The organism is Nonomuraea sp. N2-4H (assembly GCF_045291505.1).
GTDB classification, from domain to species: Bacteria; Actinomycetota; Actinomycetes; order Streptosporangiales; family Streptosporangiaceae; genus Nonomuraea; species Nonomuraea fastidiosa.
The window spans coordinates 8,296,604-8,311,614 of the sequence record NZ_CP147987.1 but is presented as its reverse complement, the minus strand read 5'-3'; the positions used below and the strand labels follow the sequence as shown (position 1 = coordinate 8,311,614).

Sequence of the window (15,011 nt, the reverse complement as noted above, 5' to 3'; positions counted from 1 at the left end):
CGGAGCGCACCCGATAACCTGGTGATACCGCCGAACCGCCCCGATGGGACGGTGGCGTGCGCATTCCTCCGGAGGGGACGACTGTCATGAGCGCTGCCCGTGTGGGCGTTGTCACGTTTCCCGGCACTCTCGACGATCAGGACGCAGCCAGAGCCGTGCGCCTCGTGGGCGCGGAGGCGGTCCCGCTGTGGCACGCCGACCACGACCTGAAGGGAGTCGACGCGGTCTTCCTGCCCGGCGGCTTCTCCTACGGCGACTACCTGCGCTGCGGCGCCATCTCCCGGTTCGCGCCGATCATGGACGAGCTGGTGCCCGCCGCCAAGGCGGGCCTGCCGGTCATCGGCACCTGCAACGGCTTCCAGATCCTCTGCGAGGCGCACCTGCTGCCCGGCGCGCTCACCCGCAACGCCTCGCTCCACTACGTCTGCCGTGACCAGCGGCTCAGGGTCGAGCAGACCGAGACGGCGTGGACCAACAACTTCGCGCAGGGCCAGGAGATCGTGCTGCCGATCAAGCACGGCGAGGGCCGCTACGTCGCCTCCGACGACACGCTGGCCGCGCTGGAGTCGGGCGGGCACGTGGTCTTCCGCTACATCGGCAACCCCAACGGCTCGCTCAACGACATCGCCGGCATCCGCAACGAGGCCGGCAACATCGTCGGGCTCATGCCGCACCCCGAGCACGCCGTCGAGGAGCTGGTCGGCGCCCCGAGCACCGACGGCCTCGGCATCTTCACCTCCATCCTGAAGAACCTGGTGAACGCATGACTGACACCGTGCAGCGCGCGGCGCAGACCCCCGACGAGCCGATGCCCTTCGCCGAGCTGGGCATGAAGCAGGACGAGTACGACCGGGTCAAAGAGATCCTGGGCCGCCGCCCCACCGGCTCGGAGCTGGCCATCTACAGCGTCATGTGGTCCGAGCACTGCTCGTACAAGTCGTCCAAGGTCCATCTCAAGCAGTTCGCCACCAAGGCGCCGAAGTCCGACGCGCTGCTGGTGGGCATGGGTGAGAACGCCGGCGTGGTCGACATCGGCGACGGCTGGGCGGCCACGTTCAAGATCGAGTCGCACAATCACCCGTCCTACGTCGAGCCGCACCAGGGCGCGGCCACCGGCGTCGGCGGCATCGTGCGCGACATCATGTCGATGGGCGCGCGCCCGATCGCGGTCATGGACGCGCTGCGCTTCGGCGGCGCCGACGCCCCCGACACCCGGCGGGTGCTGCCCGGCGTGGTCGAGGGCATCAGCAGCTACGGCAACTGCCTCGGGCTGCCCAACATCGGCGGCGAGGTCGCCTTCGACCCCTGCTACATCGGCAACCCGCTGGTCAACGCGCTGTGCGTGGGCCTGCTCCGTAAGGACCAGATCAAACTCGCCACCGCCCCCGGGCCGGGCAACAAGGTCGTGCTGTTCGGCGCGGCCACCGGCCCCGACGGCATCGGCGGCGCGTCGGTGCTGGCCAGCGCCACGTTCGAGGACGAGTCGCAGGCCAAGCGGCCCGCCGTGCAGGTCGGCGACCCGTTCATGGAGAAGCTGCTCATCGAGTGCTGCCTGGAGCTGTACGCCGCCGACGTCGTGGTCGGCATCCAGGACCTCGGCGCGGCCGGCGTCTCCTGCGCCACCACCGAGCTGGCCGCCAAGGGCACCGGCGGCATGACCGTCGACCTCAACCTCGTCCCGCTCCGCGACCCTTCGCTCAGGCCCGAGGAGATCCTCATGAGCGAGTCGCAGGAGCGCATGATGGCCGTGGTCCGGCCCGACGACATCCCGGCGTTCATGGCGATCTGCGCCAAGTGGGACGTCCCGGCCACCGTCATCGGCGAGGTCACCGACACCGGCAGGCTCGTCATGACCTGGAACGGCGAGGTCATCGTCGACATCCCGCCGGGCACGGCGGCCGACGACGGGCCGGTCTACGAGCGGCCGTTCCACGAGCCCGCGGGGCAGGCGGCGCTCAACGCCGACACCCCCGACCGGCTCCCGCGCCCGACCGACCTGCGGCACACGCTGCTGCAGCTCCTCGGCTCGCCGAACCTGGCGTCCAAGGCGTGGGTGACCGACCAGTACGACCGCTACGTGCGCTCCAACACCGTGCTGGCCCAGCCGGCCGACGCGGGCATGCTGCGCATCTCCGAGGCCATCGCGGGCGCCGAGCCGACCACCCGGGGCATCGCGCTGTCCACCGACGGCAACGGCCGCTATGCCAAGCTCGACCCGTACGCGGGGGCGCAGCTCGCGCTGGCCGAGGCGTACCGCAACGTCGCCGTCACCGGCGCGAAGCCGCTCGCCGTCACCAACTGCCTCAACTTCGGCTCTCCCGAGGACCCCGAGGTCATGTGGCAGTTCGCCGAGGCCGTGCGCGGGCTCGCCGACGCCTGCAAGACCCTGGGCGTGCCGGTGACCGGCGGCAACGTCTCCTTCTACAACCAGACCGGCTCGACCGCCATCCACCCGACGCCGGTGGTGGGCGTGCTCGGCGTCATCGACGACGTCGCCAAGCGGGTGCCCACCGGGTTCGTCGCGGAGGGGCTGCGGGTCGTGCTGCTGGGCGACACCCGCGAGGAGTTCGGCGGCTCGGAGTGGGCCCACGTGGTCCACGGCCACCTGGGCGGGCTGCCGCCGCAGGCCGACCTGGAGGCCGAGGAGGCGCTCGGCACCGTGCTGGTCGAGGCGGCGCGGCGCGGGCTGCTCGAAGGCTCCCACGACCTGTCCGACGGCGGTCTGGCCATCGCGCTCGCCGAGTCGTGCCTGGCCAAGGGCATCGGCGCGACCGTCGAGCTGACCGGCGACCCGTTCACCGACCTGTTCAGCGAGTCGGCGGCGCGGGCGCTGGTCGTGGTGCGGCCCGAGGCGTACGACGAGCTGGCCTCCCTGTGCGGCCGGCACGACGTGCCCTGCTACGGGCTCGGCGAGACCGGCGGCTCGTCGCTGGTCGTCAAGGACGTGTTCGAGGTGCCGGTCGAGGAGCTGCGGGAGACGCACACCGCGACGCTTCCCGCGCTGTTCGGCTGACCCGGCCAGAACCGACGCCGCACGAAGACGCTTTTCGAAGGGCCGGTACGGATATCCGTGCCGGCCCTTCACGTGCCCGGCTTCACGTACCCGGTGCTTTTCGACCGCGCCCGGGTGAGTAAAACGACGCAGTCACGGCAGCGGGCCCGCGTGGATAATCGGTCTGTGTCAACCCCTGGTCCCACGCCGTACCTCCCACCGGCCACCCAGCCCGTACGCGGCGTGGTCTGGGGCATCCACCTGGCGCTGCCCATGCTCGGCCTCTGGCTGCTGCTGGCCAACGACCACCTCAACATCCCGTGGCAGCACAACCCGAGCCACTTCTGGCTGATCATCCTGATCGCCGGCGTCAACCTCGTGCTCGGAGTGCTCATCAGCGAGGCGTCGCGGCGGCGCAGCGACGCCCGGCTGTTCCTGGTGTCCATGGTGTTCATCACCAACGCCGGCTTCTTCTTCCTGCACGGCCTGGCCACCCCCAAGGTGATCCTGCCGGCCGGCTCGGTCGGCTTCGACGCGGGACAGCAGCTCGGGCTGTCGATCGCGGCGGTGTTCGCGTTCGTCTCCGCGCTGCCGCTGGGCGAGCGGGTCGCTGCGGCAGTGCTGTCGTGGCAGCACTTCGTCCGGGGCGCGCTGCTCGGCGTCATGGCGCTGTGGGGCGTGGTGTCGCTGGTGCCCGGCCTGACCGCGGTGAGCGAGCCGCCCGAGGTCTCGCCGATCGGCTGGCTGACGTGGGGGTCGGTGCCGGGCCTGCTGCTGTACTCGGCCTCGGCGGTGATGATGTTCCTGCTGCACCGGCGGCGCCCGTCGGCGATGCTGGTCAGCCTGATCACCGCGTACGCGCTGCTCGCCGAGTCGATGGTGGCCGGGATGTCGCAGCTCAACTGGCACCTGTCGTGGTGGGAGTGGCACCTGCTGCTGACGCTGGCGTTCGGGTTCGTGGCCTACAGCGCCTACCTGCAGTTCCGGCGCGAGGGGTCGAGCGCGGGGCTGTTCGACTCGGTGGCGCTGTCGGAGACCGTGGCCCGCATCAGGCGCGACTACGACCAGGCGCTGGAGGAGCTGGTCGAGCACGTGCGCAAGGGCGAGCCGCTGGCGGCGGCCCGGCTGTCGGGCAAGTTCCGGCTCAACGAGGGCCAGGCCGCCGTGCTCGACCGGGCCGGGCGGGCGCTGGCGGAGGAGCGCGAGCTGTCGGAGCGGCTGTCGGCGCTGGTGGACGTGAGCGTCAAGACGCGGGTCGGTCTGCCCGAGGACGAGCTGCTGACGGCCTCGCTCGAGCGGGTGCGGCAGGCGTACGGTGATGTGAAGATCGCGCTGGTGTCCGACGGCAAGACGCAGATCGGCTCGCGCGAGTACGTGTTCGCGGGCGACGACCCGATCAGGCGCGACGGGCTGCTGGCCTTCCCGCTGACCGTCAAGGGCCACCTGGCGGGCGTGCTGGAGGTGCCGATCGGGCGTACCAGCCAGGACGAGGCGCTGGCCGCGACCCTGGCCGGGCAGCTGTCGATCTCGCTGGAGAACGCCCGGCTCTACCGTGAGCTGCACACGCTGTTCCACCAGTACATGTCGCCGGACGTGGCGCATGCGCTGCTCGCCGACCCGGCGCAGGCGGAGCTGGGCGGCGAGGTGAAGGAGCTGACCGCGCTCTTCGCCGACCTCAAGGGCTTCACGACGTTCTCGGAGAAGGTGACTCCGGGCGAGATCGTCGACATGCTCAACCGCTACCACACGGTCGCCGTGCCCTGCATTCTCCGCAACGGCGGCACGATCGTGCAGTTCGTGGGAGACGCGCTGCTCGCGCTGTTCAACGCGCCGGCCACGCAGCCGGGGCACGCGCGGGCGGCCTGCAAGGCGGCGCTGGAGATGCAGCGGGCCGCCGCCGAGGTGGCCGAGGAGATGGCCTGGCAGCGCTCCGACGGCGTGGAGTGGCCGACGTTCCGGGTGGGCGTCAACACCGGGCCCGCGCTGGTGGGCAACATCGGCAGCCCCGAGCTGCGCGGCTTCAACGCGATGGGCGACTGCGTGAACGTGGCGGCCCGGCTGCAGGCGATCGCCGAGCCCGGCACGGTGGTGATCGGCGAGGCGACGTACCGGCAGCTCGGAGATGACGTCTCGGTGAACTCTTTGGGCGCGCTCAGCCTGAAGGGCAAGGAAGAGCCGGTGACCGCGTACGTGCTGAAGGGCCTCGACTAGAAGATCGACATAGATGCGGGGTCCGCTTGCCGCCATAATCGGCGCATGGCCCCCGAACCTGGCGAATTCCTCACCCTGCTGACCGACGAGGAGGTCGCGTCGCTCAAAGCGGCCGGCCGCCAGCGGCGGTGGGATCGCGGCACGACGATCATGACCGAGGGCGACACGTCCGACTGGGTCCTCGTGCTGCTGGACGGCCGGGTGAAGTGCTCGTCGCACACCAGCGCCGGCACGGAGGTGGTGCTGGCCGTGCGCGGCCCAGGCGCGCTCATCGGGGAACTGTCGGCCATCGACGGCTCGCCCCGCTCGACCACGGTCACCGCGCTCGAACCGATCTCCGGCATCGTCGTCCGCGACTTCGTCTCGTTCCTGGAGTCCCACGGCCGCGTCGCGGTGCTGCTCATGCAGCAGATCAGCGCCAAGCTGCGCGACTCCGACAGAAAGCGCATCGAGTACGGCGCCTTCGACACCACCGGCAGGGTCGCCACCCGGCTGATCGAGCTGGCCGAGCGGTACGGCGAGAAGACCGCCGAGGGCGTGCGGGTGGCGCTGCCGCTCTCGCAGGACGAGCTGGCCGGCTGGACCGGCGCCTCCCGCGAGGCCGTCAGCAAGGCGCTGCGCGCGCTGCGCGACCGGGGGCTGATCGAGACCGGCAGGCGGCGGGTGGTCATCCACGACCTGGAGGGTCTGCGCAAGCGCGCCAGATGATGACATTCCACGACGTACGACGTACGTCATAGTGGAAATCATGGTCGCGGTCACCTCACCCGACGCCACCCGCATGCGCTACGCCTGGCGGGTCTGCGCGGTCACCAGCCTGGGCCTGGTCCTCATCGGCATCGCGGGCAGCACGCTGAACGTGGCGCTGCCCGCCGTCGTGCGGCACTTCCAGGCGGGCCCGCTGGAGTCCGGCTGGATCCTGCTGTCGTTCCTGCTGGTCAACACCGCGAGCCTGGTGTTCTTCGGCCGGGTGGCCGACCTGCTGGGCAGGCGCGAGGTCTACCTGACGGGGTTCGCGCTGTTCACGCTGGCCTCGCTGCTCGCCGGGCTGTCGCCGTCCGTGGGCTTCCTCATCGCGATGCGCGTGTTACAGGCGGTCGGCGCGGCCATGATCCTGGCGAACGGCACGGTGATCATCACCGACGCGTTCCCGCCCGAGCGGCTCAGCCAGGGCATGGGCGTCTACATCGGCACGATGTCGGTCGCTCAGCTCGCCGGGCCGACCGTAGGCGGCCTCATCGCGGAGACGGCCGGCTGGCAGTGGATCTTCTGGGTGAACGTGCCCGCCGGGCTGCTCGCGCTCGGCGTCGGCGCGGCGGTCCTGCGCAGGATGCCCCGGCGGCCCAGGCAGCCGGTGGACGCGCTGGGCAACGTGCTGGTGTTCGCCGCGTTGTCGGCACTGCTGCTGGCGCTGTCGGAGGCGGGCTCGCGGGGTGTCTCCAGCCCGGTCGTGCTCGCGGGGGCGGCGGCGTTCGCCGTGCTGGTGCCGCTGATCGTGTGGGCCGCGCGGCGGTCGGAGAACCCGGTGCTCGACCTGCGGCTGTTCGGCGGGCGGCTGCTGGCGTGCGCGAACCTGGCCTCGTTCTGCAACGCGCTGGCCCGCTCGGCGCTGATCCTGGTCGTCGCGCTGTACTTCCAGGCGGCGCGGGGCGTGGACGCGTTCGAGGCGGGGCTGAGCGTGCTGCCCGTGCCGGTGGGGATCGGGCTGGCCTCGCCGATCGTGGGCATGCTGGGGCGGAAGGTGTCGCCGTACGCGCTGTCCGTCGGCGGCGCGCTGCTGAGCACGGCGGGCCTCGGCACGCTGGTGCTGACGGCCGGCGCGCGCACGCCGTACTGGGTGATCGGGATCGGGCTGTTCGTGGCCGGCTGCGGCAGCGGAACGTTCCTGACCGGCAACACCACCCAGGTGATGAGCGAGCTGCCGGCCGGCAGCCTGGGCGTGGTGAACGGGCTGCGGGTGATGGTGATGAACGTCGGCATCGTGCTCAGCGTCGGCCTGTCGCTCAGCGTGCTGACCTCGTCGGTGGGGCCCGAGCTGCGCGCCCAGGTGTACGCGGGCACGCTGTCGGCGCTCTCGCCGGTGGCCGTGGGGCAGCTCATGGACGGCTTCCAGCGGGCGTACGCGGTGCTGGCCGCCGTGGCCCTGGCGGGGGCCGTGCTCGCCGCCCTGGCGCGGCCTCAGAGCGCGGCGGCCAGCCGCGCCTCCACCTCGCGGTAGCGGGCGACCGGGATAAGGTGCACCCCGGCGAACGCCCCGCTCTCGCGCAGCGCCAGCACCTGCTCGCACGCGGCCTCGACCCCCGCCATCCGGTCGGCCGCCACCGCGCTCACAAGCTCGTCGGGGATGGCGATCTCGGGGATGGCGGCGGCCAGGGTGCGGGCGTGCCGCTCGCTGGCCAGCACCATCACGCCCGCGTAGACCGGCAGATCGACGGGGTGCTCATCGCGCCAGCGGAGCTGGGCCTCCACCGAGAAGCTGACCTGCGAGAACAGGAAGTCGGCTGTGCGCTTCCAGGCCGGCAGCGGGCGCAGCGCCGCCGCCGCGCCCACCTGGAAGCCGGGCGAGAACTCCCGCGCCTCCTCGATCATCGAGCGCACGGTGAGATCGCTCGTACGGTTGCCGCTCGCGGGCTTGTCGCCGTAGACGAACAGGAAGCGCTCGACGCCGTACGCGGCGGCCGTCAGCAGGTCGCGGCGGAACCCGAGGAGGTTGCGGTCGCGCGAGTTGAGGCAGGCGATGCCGCGCCCGCCCATCGCCTCGACCTCGTGCGCCACGGCCACGCTGGAGACGGTGGCGCGGCCGATGTGGTTGTCGGGGATGAGGAAGGCGTGGGCGATCGTGCTCAGCGTGCCGATCTGATGCCTGACGTGCTTCAGATCGGGGCGGGTCGGCGGTTCGATCTCACAGATCAGCTCGAAGGCCATGATCGGGACTCTAACGTCTGGCCGCCAGCGCCTCTATGCCGCTGATGACGAGGTCGACGCCGAAGGTGTCGTACAGGCGGGCGTCGAGCGGGGTCACCAGGAGGTGGGCCATCTCGACCAGGTGGGGGTAGGCGTCGGCGTTCAGCGCCTGCAGCCCGGCCCGCTTGGTCCTGCCGATCTCCTCCACCTCTTCTGGCGTGCGGCCCGCGCGGTGGCGCACGGGCGCGCCGGCGAAGGAGATGGCCGAGTCCAGCAGGTATTTGGTGATGAGGCAGCTCTCCTCGACGCCGAAGCCGGCCAGCCGGGTCAGCCGCAGCGCCGCCTCCCAGACGGTCAGGAAGCTCGGCACCGTGATGGGGTCGATCTGCTCCAGGATGGTCTTCGCGCACGGGTAGGAGCGCAGGGTCCTGACCAGGCCGAGGATGAGCTCGCGGAGCTGCTCCTGCCAGGGCCGCTCGTCGGCCTCCTTGGGGGCGAAGCCGCCGATCAGGTGGTCGGCCATGCCGATGAGCAGCTGCTCTTTGTTCTTGTAGTGCCAGTAGAGGGCCATCGGGGTGACGCCCAGGTCGGCGGCGAGGCGCCGGATGGTCACGGCCTCGATGCCCTCGGCGTCGCCGATCTGCAGCGCCCGCTCCGCGATCGCCTGCGCGGTCAGCTTTCCCATCACGGTTGACAACTATACGGCGTACAAGTTACCTATACGCCGTACAAGTACGGTGTATAGGAGGATTTATCGTGAAGTGGTGGGCGCTGGCCGCCGTGACGCTGGGCGGCTTCATGACCTTCCTGGACAACAACGTGGGCAACGTCGCGTTGCCCACCATCCAGCGGGACTTAGAGCTGACGATCTCGGGGCTCGAATGGATCGTGAGCTCGTACGTCCTGGTGTTCGCCGGGCTCATGCTGGCCGGCGGGCGGCTCGCGGACGTGCTCGGCGCCCGCCGGGTCTTCCTCACCGGGCTGGCGATCTTCACGCTGGCCTCGCTGGTGGCCGGGCTCGCCGTCTCCGGCGGAATGCTCATCGCCGCCCGCGCCGCGCAGGGCGCCGGCGCGGCCCTGCTCGCGCCGGCCACGCTCACGCTGATCCGGCAGACCTTCACCGACCCCGGCGAGCGCGCCAAGGCGGTGGGCATCTGGGGCGCGGCGATGCCGCTGTCCATGGCGATCGGGCCCGCCGCGGGCGGATTCATCAGCGAGCACCTGCACTGGAGCTGGATCTACCTGATCAACGTGCCCATCGGCGTGGTGACGGCCGCGCTCGCGCTGTGGGCGATCGCGCCGGCCGGTGACCGGGTGCGGCACAGCCTCGACCTGCCCGGCCTGGTCACCTCCGCACTCGCGCTGTTCGCTTTGACGTACGCGCTCATCGAGGGCGAAAGCGCCGGCTGGACTTCGGCCCCGATCCTGGCCTGCCTCGGCCTGGCCGTGCTCGCGTCGGCGGCGTTCCTCCTGGCCGAGCGGCGGGCGGCCGAGCCGATGATCGTGATGTCGCTGTTCCGCTCGCGGGTGTTCTCCGGCGGCCTGCTCATCACCGGCGTCTGGACGTTCGGCGTGTTCGGCGTCTACTTCTTCAGCGCCCTGTGGCTGCAGAACGTGCTCGGCTTCTCCCCCACCGCCGCGGGCGCGTCGTTCGTGCCGATGGCGGTGGTGATGGGCGTGCTGTCGGTGCTGTCACAGCGGATCGCGGCGCGCTTCGGCGTCGCGCGCACGGTCGCGCTCGGCATGACGTTCATGGCGGTCGCGATCTTCATGCTCTCCCGCGTCGGCGCGGGCGCCGGCTACGCCGACGTGGCCCCCTGGTTCATCCTGTACGGCCTCGGCGGCGGCCTGCTCGTCCCCCTGACGGCCGCCATCCTCGACGGCATGCCCGGCGAGCGCGCCGGCATCGCCTCCGGCGCGCTCAACGTCTTCCGCCAGGTCTTCGGGCTGCTCGGCATCACCGTGCTCGGCGCGATCCTGAACGCCAGGCAGGGCGCGAGCGGACTGCCGCCGGTCGCCGCCTTCCTCGACGGCTACCGGTTCACGCTGGTCATCGCGGCCGTGGTGGTGCTGACCGGTGTACCGATCGCGCTCTACGCGCTGCGGCGCGACCGGTCCGCCACCGGCGACGCTCAGGCGGCGGCCCCCGTGGCCGTCGGGTCCTCGAACTGAGTGCGGTACAGCTCCTCGTAGCGGCCGCCCGCCGCCAGCAGCTCGGCGTGCGTGCCGCGCTCGACCACCCGCCCGTCCTCGATCACCAGGATCAGGTCGGCCGCCCGCACCGTGGACAGCCGATGCGCGATCACCACGGCGGTCCTGCCCTCGAGCGCCTCGCCGAGCACCGCCTGCACCGCCGCCTCCGACGTCGAGTCCAGCGCGGCCGTCGCCTCGTCCAGGATCACCACGCGCGGCCTGGCCAGCAGCAGCCGGGCGATCGTGAGCCGCTGCCGCTCGCCGCCCGACAGCCGGTAGCCGCGCTCGCCCACCACCGTGTCCAGCCCGTCCGGCAGCGACCTGATGAGCTGGGCGAGGCGGGCGCGGGTGAGCGCGTCCCACAGCTCCTCCTCGCTCGCCTCCGGCCTGGCCAGCAGCAGGTTGGCGCGGATGGTGTCGTGGAACAGGTGGCCGTCCTGGGTGACCATGCCGAGCGTGTCGCGGATGGAGTCGGCGGTCAGGTCGCGTACGTCCACGCCGCCGATCCGCACCGCGCCCGAGTCCACGTCGTACAGGCGCGGGAGAAGCTGGGCGATCGTGGACTTGCCCGCCCCCGATGAGCCGACCAGGGCCACCATCTGCCCGGGTTCGGCGCGGAACGACACCCCGTGCAGCACCTCTTCGCCGCCGCGCGTGTCGAGCACGGCCACCTCCTCAAGCGAGGCAAGCGAGACCTTGTCGGCCGAGGGATAGGAGAAGCGCACGTCCTCGAACTCCACCGAGACCGGGCCCTCGGGCACCTCGCGGGCGCCCGGCCGCTCCTGGATGAGCGGCTTGAGGTCGAGCACCTCGAAGACGCGCTCGAAGCTGACGACCGCGCTCATGACGTCCACGCGGGCGTTGGCCAGCGCGGTCAGCGGGGCGTACAGGCGGGTGAGGAGCATGGCCATCGACACCAGAGCACCGGGGGCGAGCTGGCCGCGCAGGGCGTAGAAGCCGCCCAGGCCGTACACCAGCGCCAGGGCGAGCGCGGAGACCAGGGTGAGCGCGGTGACGAACGTGGTCTGCGTCATGGCGGTGCGCACGCCGATGTCGCGCACCCTGCGAGCCCTGCGGGCGAACTCGGCCGACTCGTGCGCGGGCCGGCCGAACAGCTTGACCAGCGTCGCGCCCGGCGCGGAGAAGCGCTCGGTCATCTGGTTGCCCATGGCCGCGTTGTGGTCGGCCGCCTCGCGCCGCAGCCGGGCGATCCTGCCGCCCATCCGCCGCGCCGGCAGGATGAACACCGGCAGGAGCAGCAGCGCGAGCAGCGTGATCTGCCACGAGATGCCGATCATCGCGATCAGCGTCAGCACGAGCGTGACGAGGTTGCCCACCACGCTGGAGAGCGTGTCGGTGAAGGCCCGCTGCGCGCCGATCACGTCGTTGTTCAGCCGGCTCACCAGGGCACCGGTGCGGGTCCTGGTGAAGAACGCGATCGGCATCTTCTGTACGTGATCGAAGACGGCCGTACGCAGGTCGAGGATGAGATCCTCGCCGAGCCCCGCCGACAGCCACCGGTTCAGCAGCCCGAGACCGGCCTCCGCGATCGCGATCCCGGCGATCGCCAGCGACACCACGACCACCACGCCGAGCGGCTCGCCCTGGAAGATGGCGTCCACCACCCGGCCCGCGAGCAGCGGGGAGCCCACGGCGAGGCCCGCGAGCACGATGCTGAGCAGCACGAACCACGTGATCTTCGCCCGATGCGGCCGGGCGAAGGCCGCGATGCGCCGGAGCGTCGCCCGCGACAGCTTGCGACGCTCCGGCCGGTTGTTCATCGAGTACAGCTGGTGCCAGGCCGTCATCTCCATGCTCATGGCATGGACGGTAGGACCTCGACTTAACTTGAGGTCAAGCCCCGATCTTCTTGCCCTTGCCGTGCCAGACCACCGCCACCGCCGGGCGCGGCTGGTCGCCGTCCGGCCAGCGGCTGCCCGGGTTCTCCGGCGAGGCGCCGTCGATCTCGCCCGGGTGCTGCACCGCCACGAACACGCTGCGCTGGTCGGAGGAGACCAGCGGGCCGCACGTCTCCGCGCCCACCGGGACGGTCAGGAACTGGCGCAGGTGCCCGCGCTCCTTACCCTTGACCGGCATCACGAACAGGCCGTCGTTGGAGCCCAGCTCGTTGCCGTCCGTGGAGATCCACAGGTTGCCGTCCTTGTCGAACGTCACGTTGTCCGGGCAGGAGATCGGCGAGACCTTGCGCTTGTCGTAACCGGCGAAGTAGGTGTCCGGGTCCTTCGGGTCGCCGCACACCAGCACCAGCGACCAGGCGAAGCGCCGCTCGCCCGCGTCGCCGCGCCGCTCGGTGATCTCCAGCACGTGGCCGTGCTTGTTCGACGGGCGCGGGTTGGCCTCGTCCACCTGGGCCGGGGTGCGGTTGGTGTTGTTGGTCAGCGCCACGAACACGCCGCCGGTCACCGGGTTGCGCTCGATGTCCTCGGGGCGGTCCATCTTCGTCGCGCCCACCTTGTCGGCCGCGACCCGCGTGTAGACCAGCACCTCGGCCGCCGACATGCCCTTGACGTACGAGCGGTCGCCCGACACCAGCGGGATCCACTCGCCCGAGCCGTCGAACTCCTTGTCCTTCGGCAGCCTGCCGGAGCCGTCGATCTCCTTCTCCGGGCTGTCGCCGGTGAACTTGGCGACGTACAGGGTGCCCTCGTCGAGCAGCGAGCGGTTGTGCCGGTCGTTGCCCGGGATGTAGCGGTCCTTGGAGACGTACTTGTAGATGTACTCGAAGCGCGAGTCGTCACCCATGTAGACGACCAGGCGGCCGTCACGGGCCAGCGTGGTGGTGGCCGCCTCGTGCTTGAACCGGCCGAGCGCGGTGCGCTTGATCGGCGTGGAGTCGGGGTCGAACGGGTCGATCTCCACGATCCAGCCGAACCTGTTGGCCTCGTTCGGGTGCTTGGCCAGGTCGAAGCGCTCCTCCACCCGGTCGAAGCGGCGGTTGTCCTCGGGGGTGCCCGTCGTGATCGTGTAGCGCTCGATGTACGGCTTCTGCTTCGCGGGGACCTTGTCGCCGTTGACGAAGTACTGGTCGATGTTCTCCTCGGCGGTCAGCACCGTCTTCCACGGCGTGGTGCCGCCCGAGCAGTTGTTGAGCATGCCGATCGGCGTGCGGCCCTTCGGGTCGGCGGCCGTCCTGAGCAGCTCGTGCCCTGCCGCCGGGCCGCTGAAGCGCATCTTCGTCTGGGCCGTGATGCGCCGGTTGTAGCGGCGGCGCCCCTTGGTGACCAGCCTCCACTGGCCGCTGCCGCCGACCCGCTCGATCTCCACCACCGAGCCGCCGTGCGCGGCCAGCGCGATCCTGATCTGCTCCTCCGTGGCCTCGGCGCCGCCCGTGTAGCCGCGGAACATCAGGCTCTCGTCGGTGTACTCGTGGTTCACCCACATCAGCGCCCGGTCGCGGCCCAGCGGGAACACCGTCACGTAGTCGCAGTTGTAGCCAAACTGCTTGGCCTGGGCGTCCGCCGTCTGGTTCTCGAAGTCGAACTCCGGCGCGTCCGGCAGCACCGGGTCGCCCCAGCGCACCACCACCGAGGACTTGTAGCCTTCGGGGACGCGCAGCGCGTCCTCCTTGTTCGGCGGCACCGGGGTGAAGCGCAGGCCGGAGCCGCCGCCGGGACGGCTCGCCGTCTCCGCCGCCGCCCCCGCCGTCGCCGCCTGCCCGTCCGCGTGCGCCGGCGCCGCCCCCGCGATGCCCGCACCCGCGACCAGGGCGCCGAGCGCGCCCGCCCGCAGCACGCCGCGTCGCGACAGGGCCTCCTTCACCACGTCGCCGAAATAGGCGTTGTCCGTGGTGTTGGCGACGTCGTGCGCGCACGCGTTGCCGCAGCGGAACTGACAGGTCAGCGCGGATCGGCCACCTTTGTGCGGGGTCGACAGCAGCGGCAGCAGCCGACGACCTCCCGCGTTGGGGTTCGCCACAGGTCCTCCAGAAAAAGTGCGCAGTTGTACGGCGGGGAGGCTACGGGCGGCGTCGAAACCGGAGGTGAACGAAACTCTCCGTCTCGATGAACGCGTCTCGATGAACGCGTCTCGATGAACGCGTCTCGATGAACGCGTCTCGATGAACGCGTCTCGATGAACGGTTGCCGCGAGACAATGGAGGGGTGCCACCACGCAAGCTCGACCCGGAGAAGCTGAGAGCCGCGCTCGACGGCCAGCTCGTCGCCCTCGACTCGCCCCCGTACGACGGGCCGGCCTCCGCCCTGCCCGACGCGCTCGTCGCCGCCGTGCTCGCCGCCTACGACCGCGGCCTGCGGCCCGAGCGCGACGCCGCCAGGCTGGCCGTGCGGTACCTGCTGGACAAGCTCGCCGCCGCCGCGCCCGGCCGCACCGTCGAGGTCCGCGTGCCGCCGTACGCCGCCGTCCAGGCCATCGAAGGGCCCCGGCACACGCGCGGCACGCCGCCCAACGTCGTCGAGATGGACGGTCGCACGTGGCTCGAGCTCGCGCTGGGGCGGCTCACCTGGGACGAGGCGGTCGCCAAGGGCGCTGTCTCCGCCAGCGGCTCCCGCGCCGACCTCTCCCCGTACCTGCCCCTCTGACCCGCCCCGCCACTCGGCCCCGCCGCGTCCCACTCGGCCCGGCCCCCCACTCGGCCCCGCCGCATCCCACTCGGCCCGGCCCCCCACACGGCCCCGCCGCATCCCACTCGGCCACGCCGCATCCCGCCCGGCCTTCCGCGACCCCGCCGTCT

11 protein-coding genes are annotated in these 15,011 nt (G+C 71.4%); 7 read left to right on the top strand and 4 right to left on the bottom strand.

All coding sequences use genetic code 11. The features are described from left to right. Window positions 1-86: 86 nt before the first annotated feature. From purQ to WBK31_RS38510, 5 genes are all read left to right on the top strand, one after another. Window positions 87-767 carry a phosphoribosylformylglycinamidine synthase subunit PurQ gene (gene purQ, locus WBK31_RS38530; RefSeq protein WP_364063335.1) on the top strand — a complete coding sequence of 227 codons (681 nt, stop codon included), beginning with the start codon at window positions 87-89 and terminating at the stop codon, window positions 765-767. Continuing rightward, window positions 764-3,013, top strand: coding sequence for a phosphoribosylformylglycinamidine synthase subunit PurL (gene purL / locus WBK31_RS38525; protein WP_378785522.1), 2,250 nt, complete (start codon window positions 764-766; stop codon window positions 3,011-3,013). Before purQ ends, purL begins: the two co-directional genes overlap by 4 nt. A gap of 165 nt (window positions 3,014-3,178) precedes the next feature. Next, the gene (locus tag WBK31_RS38520; RefSeq protein ID WP_378785524.1) at window positions 3,179-5,203 is read left to right on the top strand and encodes an adenylate/guanylate cyclase domain-containing protein; all 2,025 of its coding nucleotides are present in this window, start codon (window positions 3,179-3,181) and stop codon (window positions 5,201-5,203) included. Window positions 5,204-5,248: 45 nt separating this feature from the next. Beyond that, window positions 5,249-5,911 (top strand): Crp/Fnr family transcriptional regulator, encoded by a 663-nt coding sequence (locus WBK31_RS38515; RefSeq protein ID WP_364063344.1) that lies wholly within the window; start codon window positions 5,249-5,251, stop codon window positions 5,909-5,911. 40 nt (window positions 5,912-5,951) lie between these two features. After that, window positions 5,952-7,421 carry an MFS transporter gene (locus WBK31_RS38510; protein ID WP_406673999.1) on the top strand — a complete coding sequence of 490 codons (1,470 nt, stop codon included), beginning with the start codon at window positions 5,952-5,954 and terminating at the stop codon, window positions 7,419-7,421. Here WBK31_RS38510 and WBK31_RS38505 read toward each other — a convergent pair. Together WBK31_RS38505 and WBK31_RS38500 are read right to left on the bottom strand one after the other, a co-directional pair. Next, window positions 7,382-8,128, bottom strand: coding sequence for a methylenetetrahydrofolate reductase (locus tag WBK31_RS38505; RefSeq protein WP_378785529.1), 747 nt, complete (start codon window positions 8,126-8,128; stop codon window positions 7,382-7,384). The genes WBK31_RS38510 and WBK31_RS38505 overlap by 40 nt on opposite strands. A 10-nt stretch (window positions 8,129-8,138) precedes the next feature. Then, on the bottom strand, window positions 8,139-8,792 hold the full coding sequence (locus tag WBK31_RS38500) for a TetR family transcriptional regulator (protein ID WP_364064729.1): 654 nt from the start codon (window positions 8,790-8,792) through the stop codon (window positions 8,139-8,141). 71 nt (window positions 8,793-8,863) lie between these two features. On the opposite strand from WBK31_RS38500, the gene WBK31_RS38495 reads away from it, so the two are divergent. Continuing rightward, window positions 8,864-10,279 carry a DHA2 family efflux MFS transporter permease subunit gene (locus tag WBK31_RS38495; protein ID WP_364063353.1) on the top strand — a complete coding sequence of 472 codons (1,416 nt, stop codon included), beginning with the start codon at window positions 8,864-8,866 and terminating at the stop codon, window positions 10,277-10,279. Here the strand turns inward: WBK31_RS38495 and WBK31_RS38490 are convergent. After that, window positions 10,240-12,120 (bottom strand): ABC transporter ATP-binding protein, encoded by a 1,881-nt coding sequence (locus tag WBK31_RS38490; RefSeq protein ID WP_364063356.1) that lies wholly within the window; start codon window positions 12,118-12,120, stop codon window positions 10,240-10,242. The genes WBK31_RS38495 and WBK31_RS38490 overlap by 40 nt on opposite strands. Before the next feature lie 34 nt (window positions 12,121-12,154). Beyond that, window positions 12,155-14,236 carry a PhoX family phosphatase gene (locus WBK31_RS38485; RefSeq protein ID WP_364063359.1) on the bottom strand — a complete coding sequence of 694 codons (2,082 nt, stop codon included), beginning with the start codon at window positions 14,234-14,236 and terminating at the stop codon, window positions 12,155-12,157. Window positions 14,237-14,421: 185 nt separating this feature from the next. On the opposite strand from WBK31_RS38485, the gene WBK31_RS38480 reads away from it, so the two are divergent. After that, window positions 14,422-14,859 carry a sterol carrier family protein gene (locus WBK31_RS38480; protein WP_364063362.1) on the top strand — a complete coding sequence of 146 codons (438 nt, stop codon included), beginning with the start codon at window positions 14,422-14,424 and terminating at the stop codon, window positions 14,857-14,859. The last annotated feature ends 152 nt before the right edge of the window (window positions 14,860-15,011 follow it).

Bases quoted from the DNA above. Each gene is read 5' to 3' on its own strand.
- purQ (WP_364063335.1), top strand. From the start codon at position 87: ATGAGCGCTGCCCGTGTGGGCGTTGTCACGTTTCCCGGCACTCTCGAC.
- purL (WP_378785522.1), top strand. From the start codon at position 764: ATGACTGACACCGTGCAGCGCGCGGCGCAGACCCCCGACGAGCCGATG.
- WBK31_RS38515 (WP_364063344.1), top strand. From the start codon at position 5,249: ATGGCCCCCGAACCTGGCGAATTCCTCACCCTGCTGACCGACGAGGAG.
- WBK31_RS38510 (WP_406673999.1), top strand. From the start codon at position 5,952: ATGGTCGCGGTCACCTCACCCGACGCCACCCGCATGCGCTACGCCTGG.
- WBK31_RS38505 (WP_378785529.1), bottom strand. From the start codon at position 8,128: ATGGCCTTCGAGCTGATCTGTGAGATCGAACCGCCGACCCGCCCCGAT.
- WBK31_RS38500 (WP_364064729.1), bottom strand. From the start codon at position 8,792: ATGGGAAAGCTGACCGCGCAGGCGATCGCGGAGCGGGCGCTGCAGATC.
- WBK31_RS38490 (WP_364063356.1), bottom strand. From the start codon at position 12,120: ATGAGCATGGAGATGACGGCCTGGCACCAGCTGTACTCGATGAACAAC.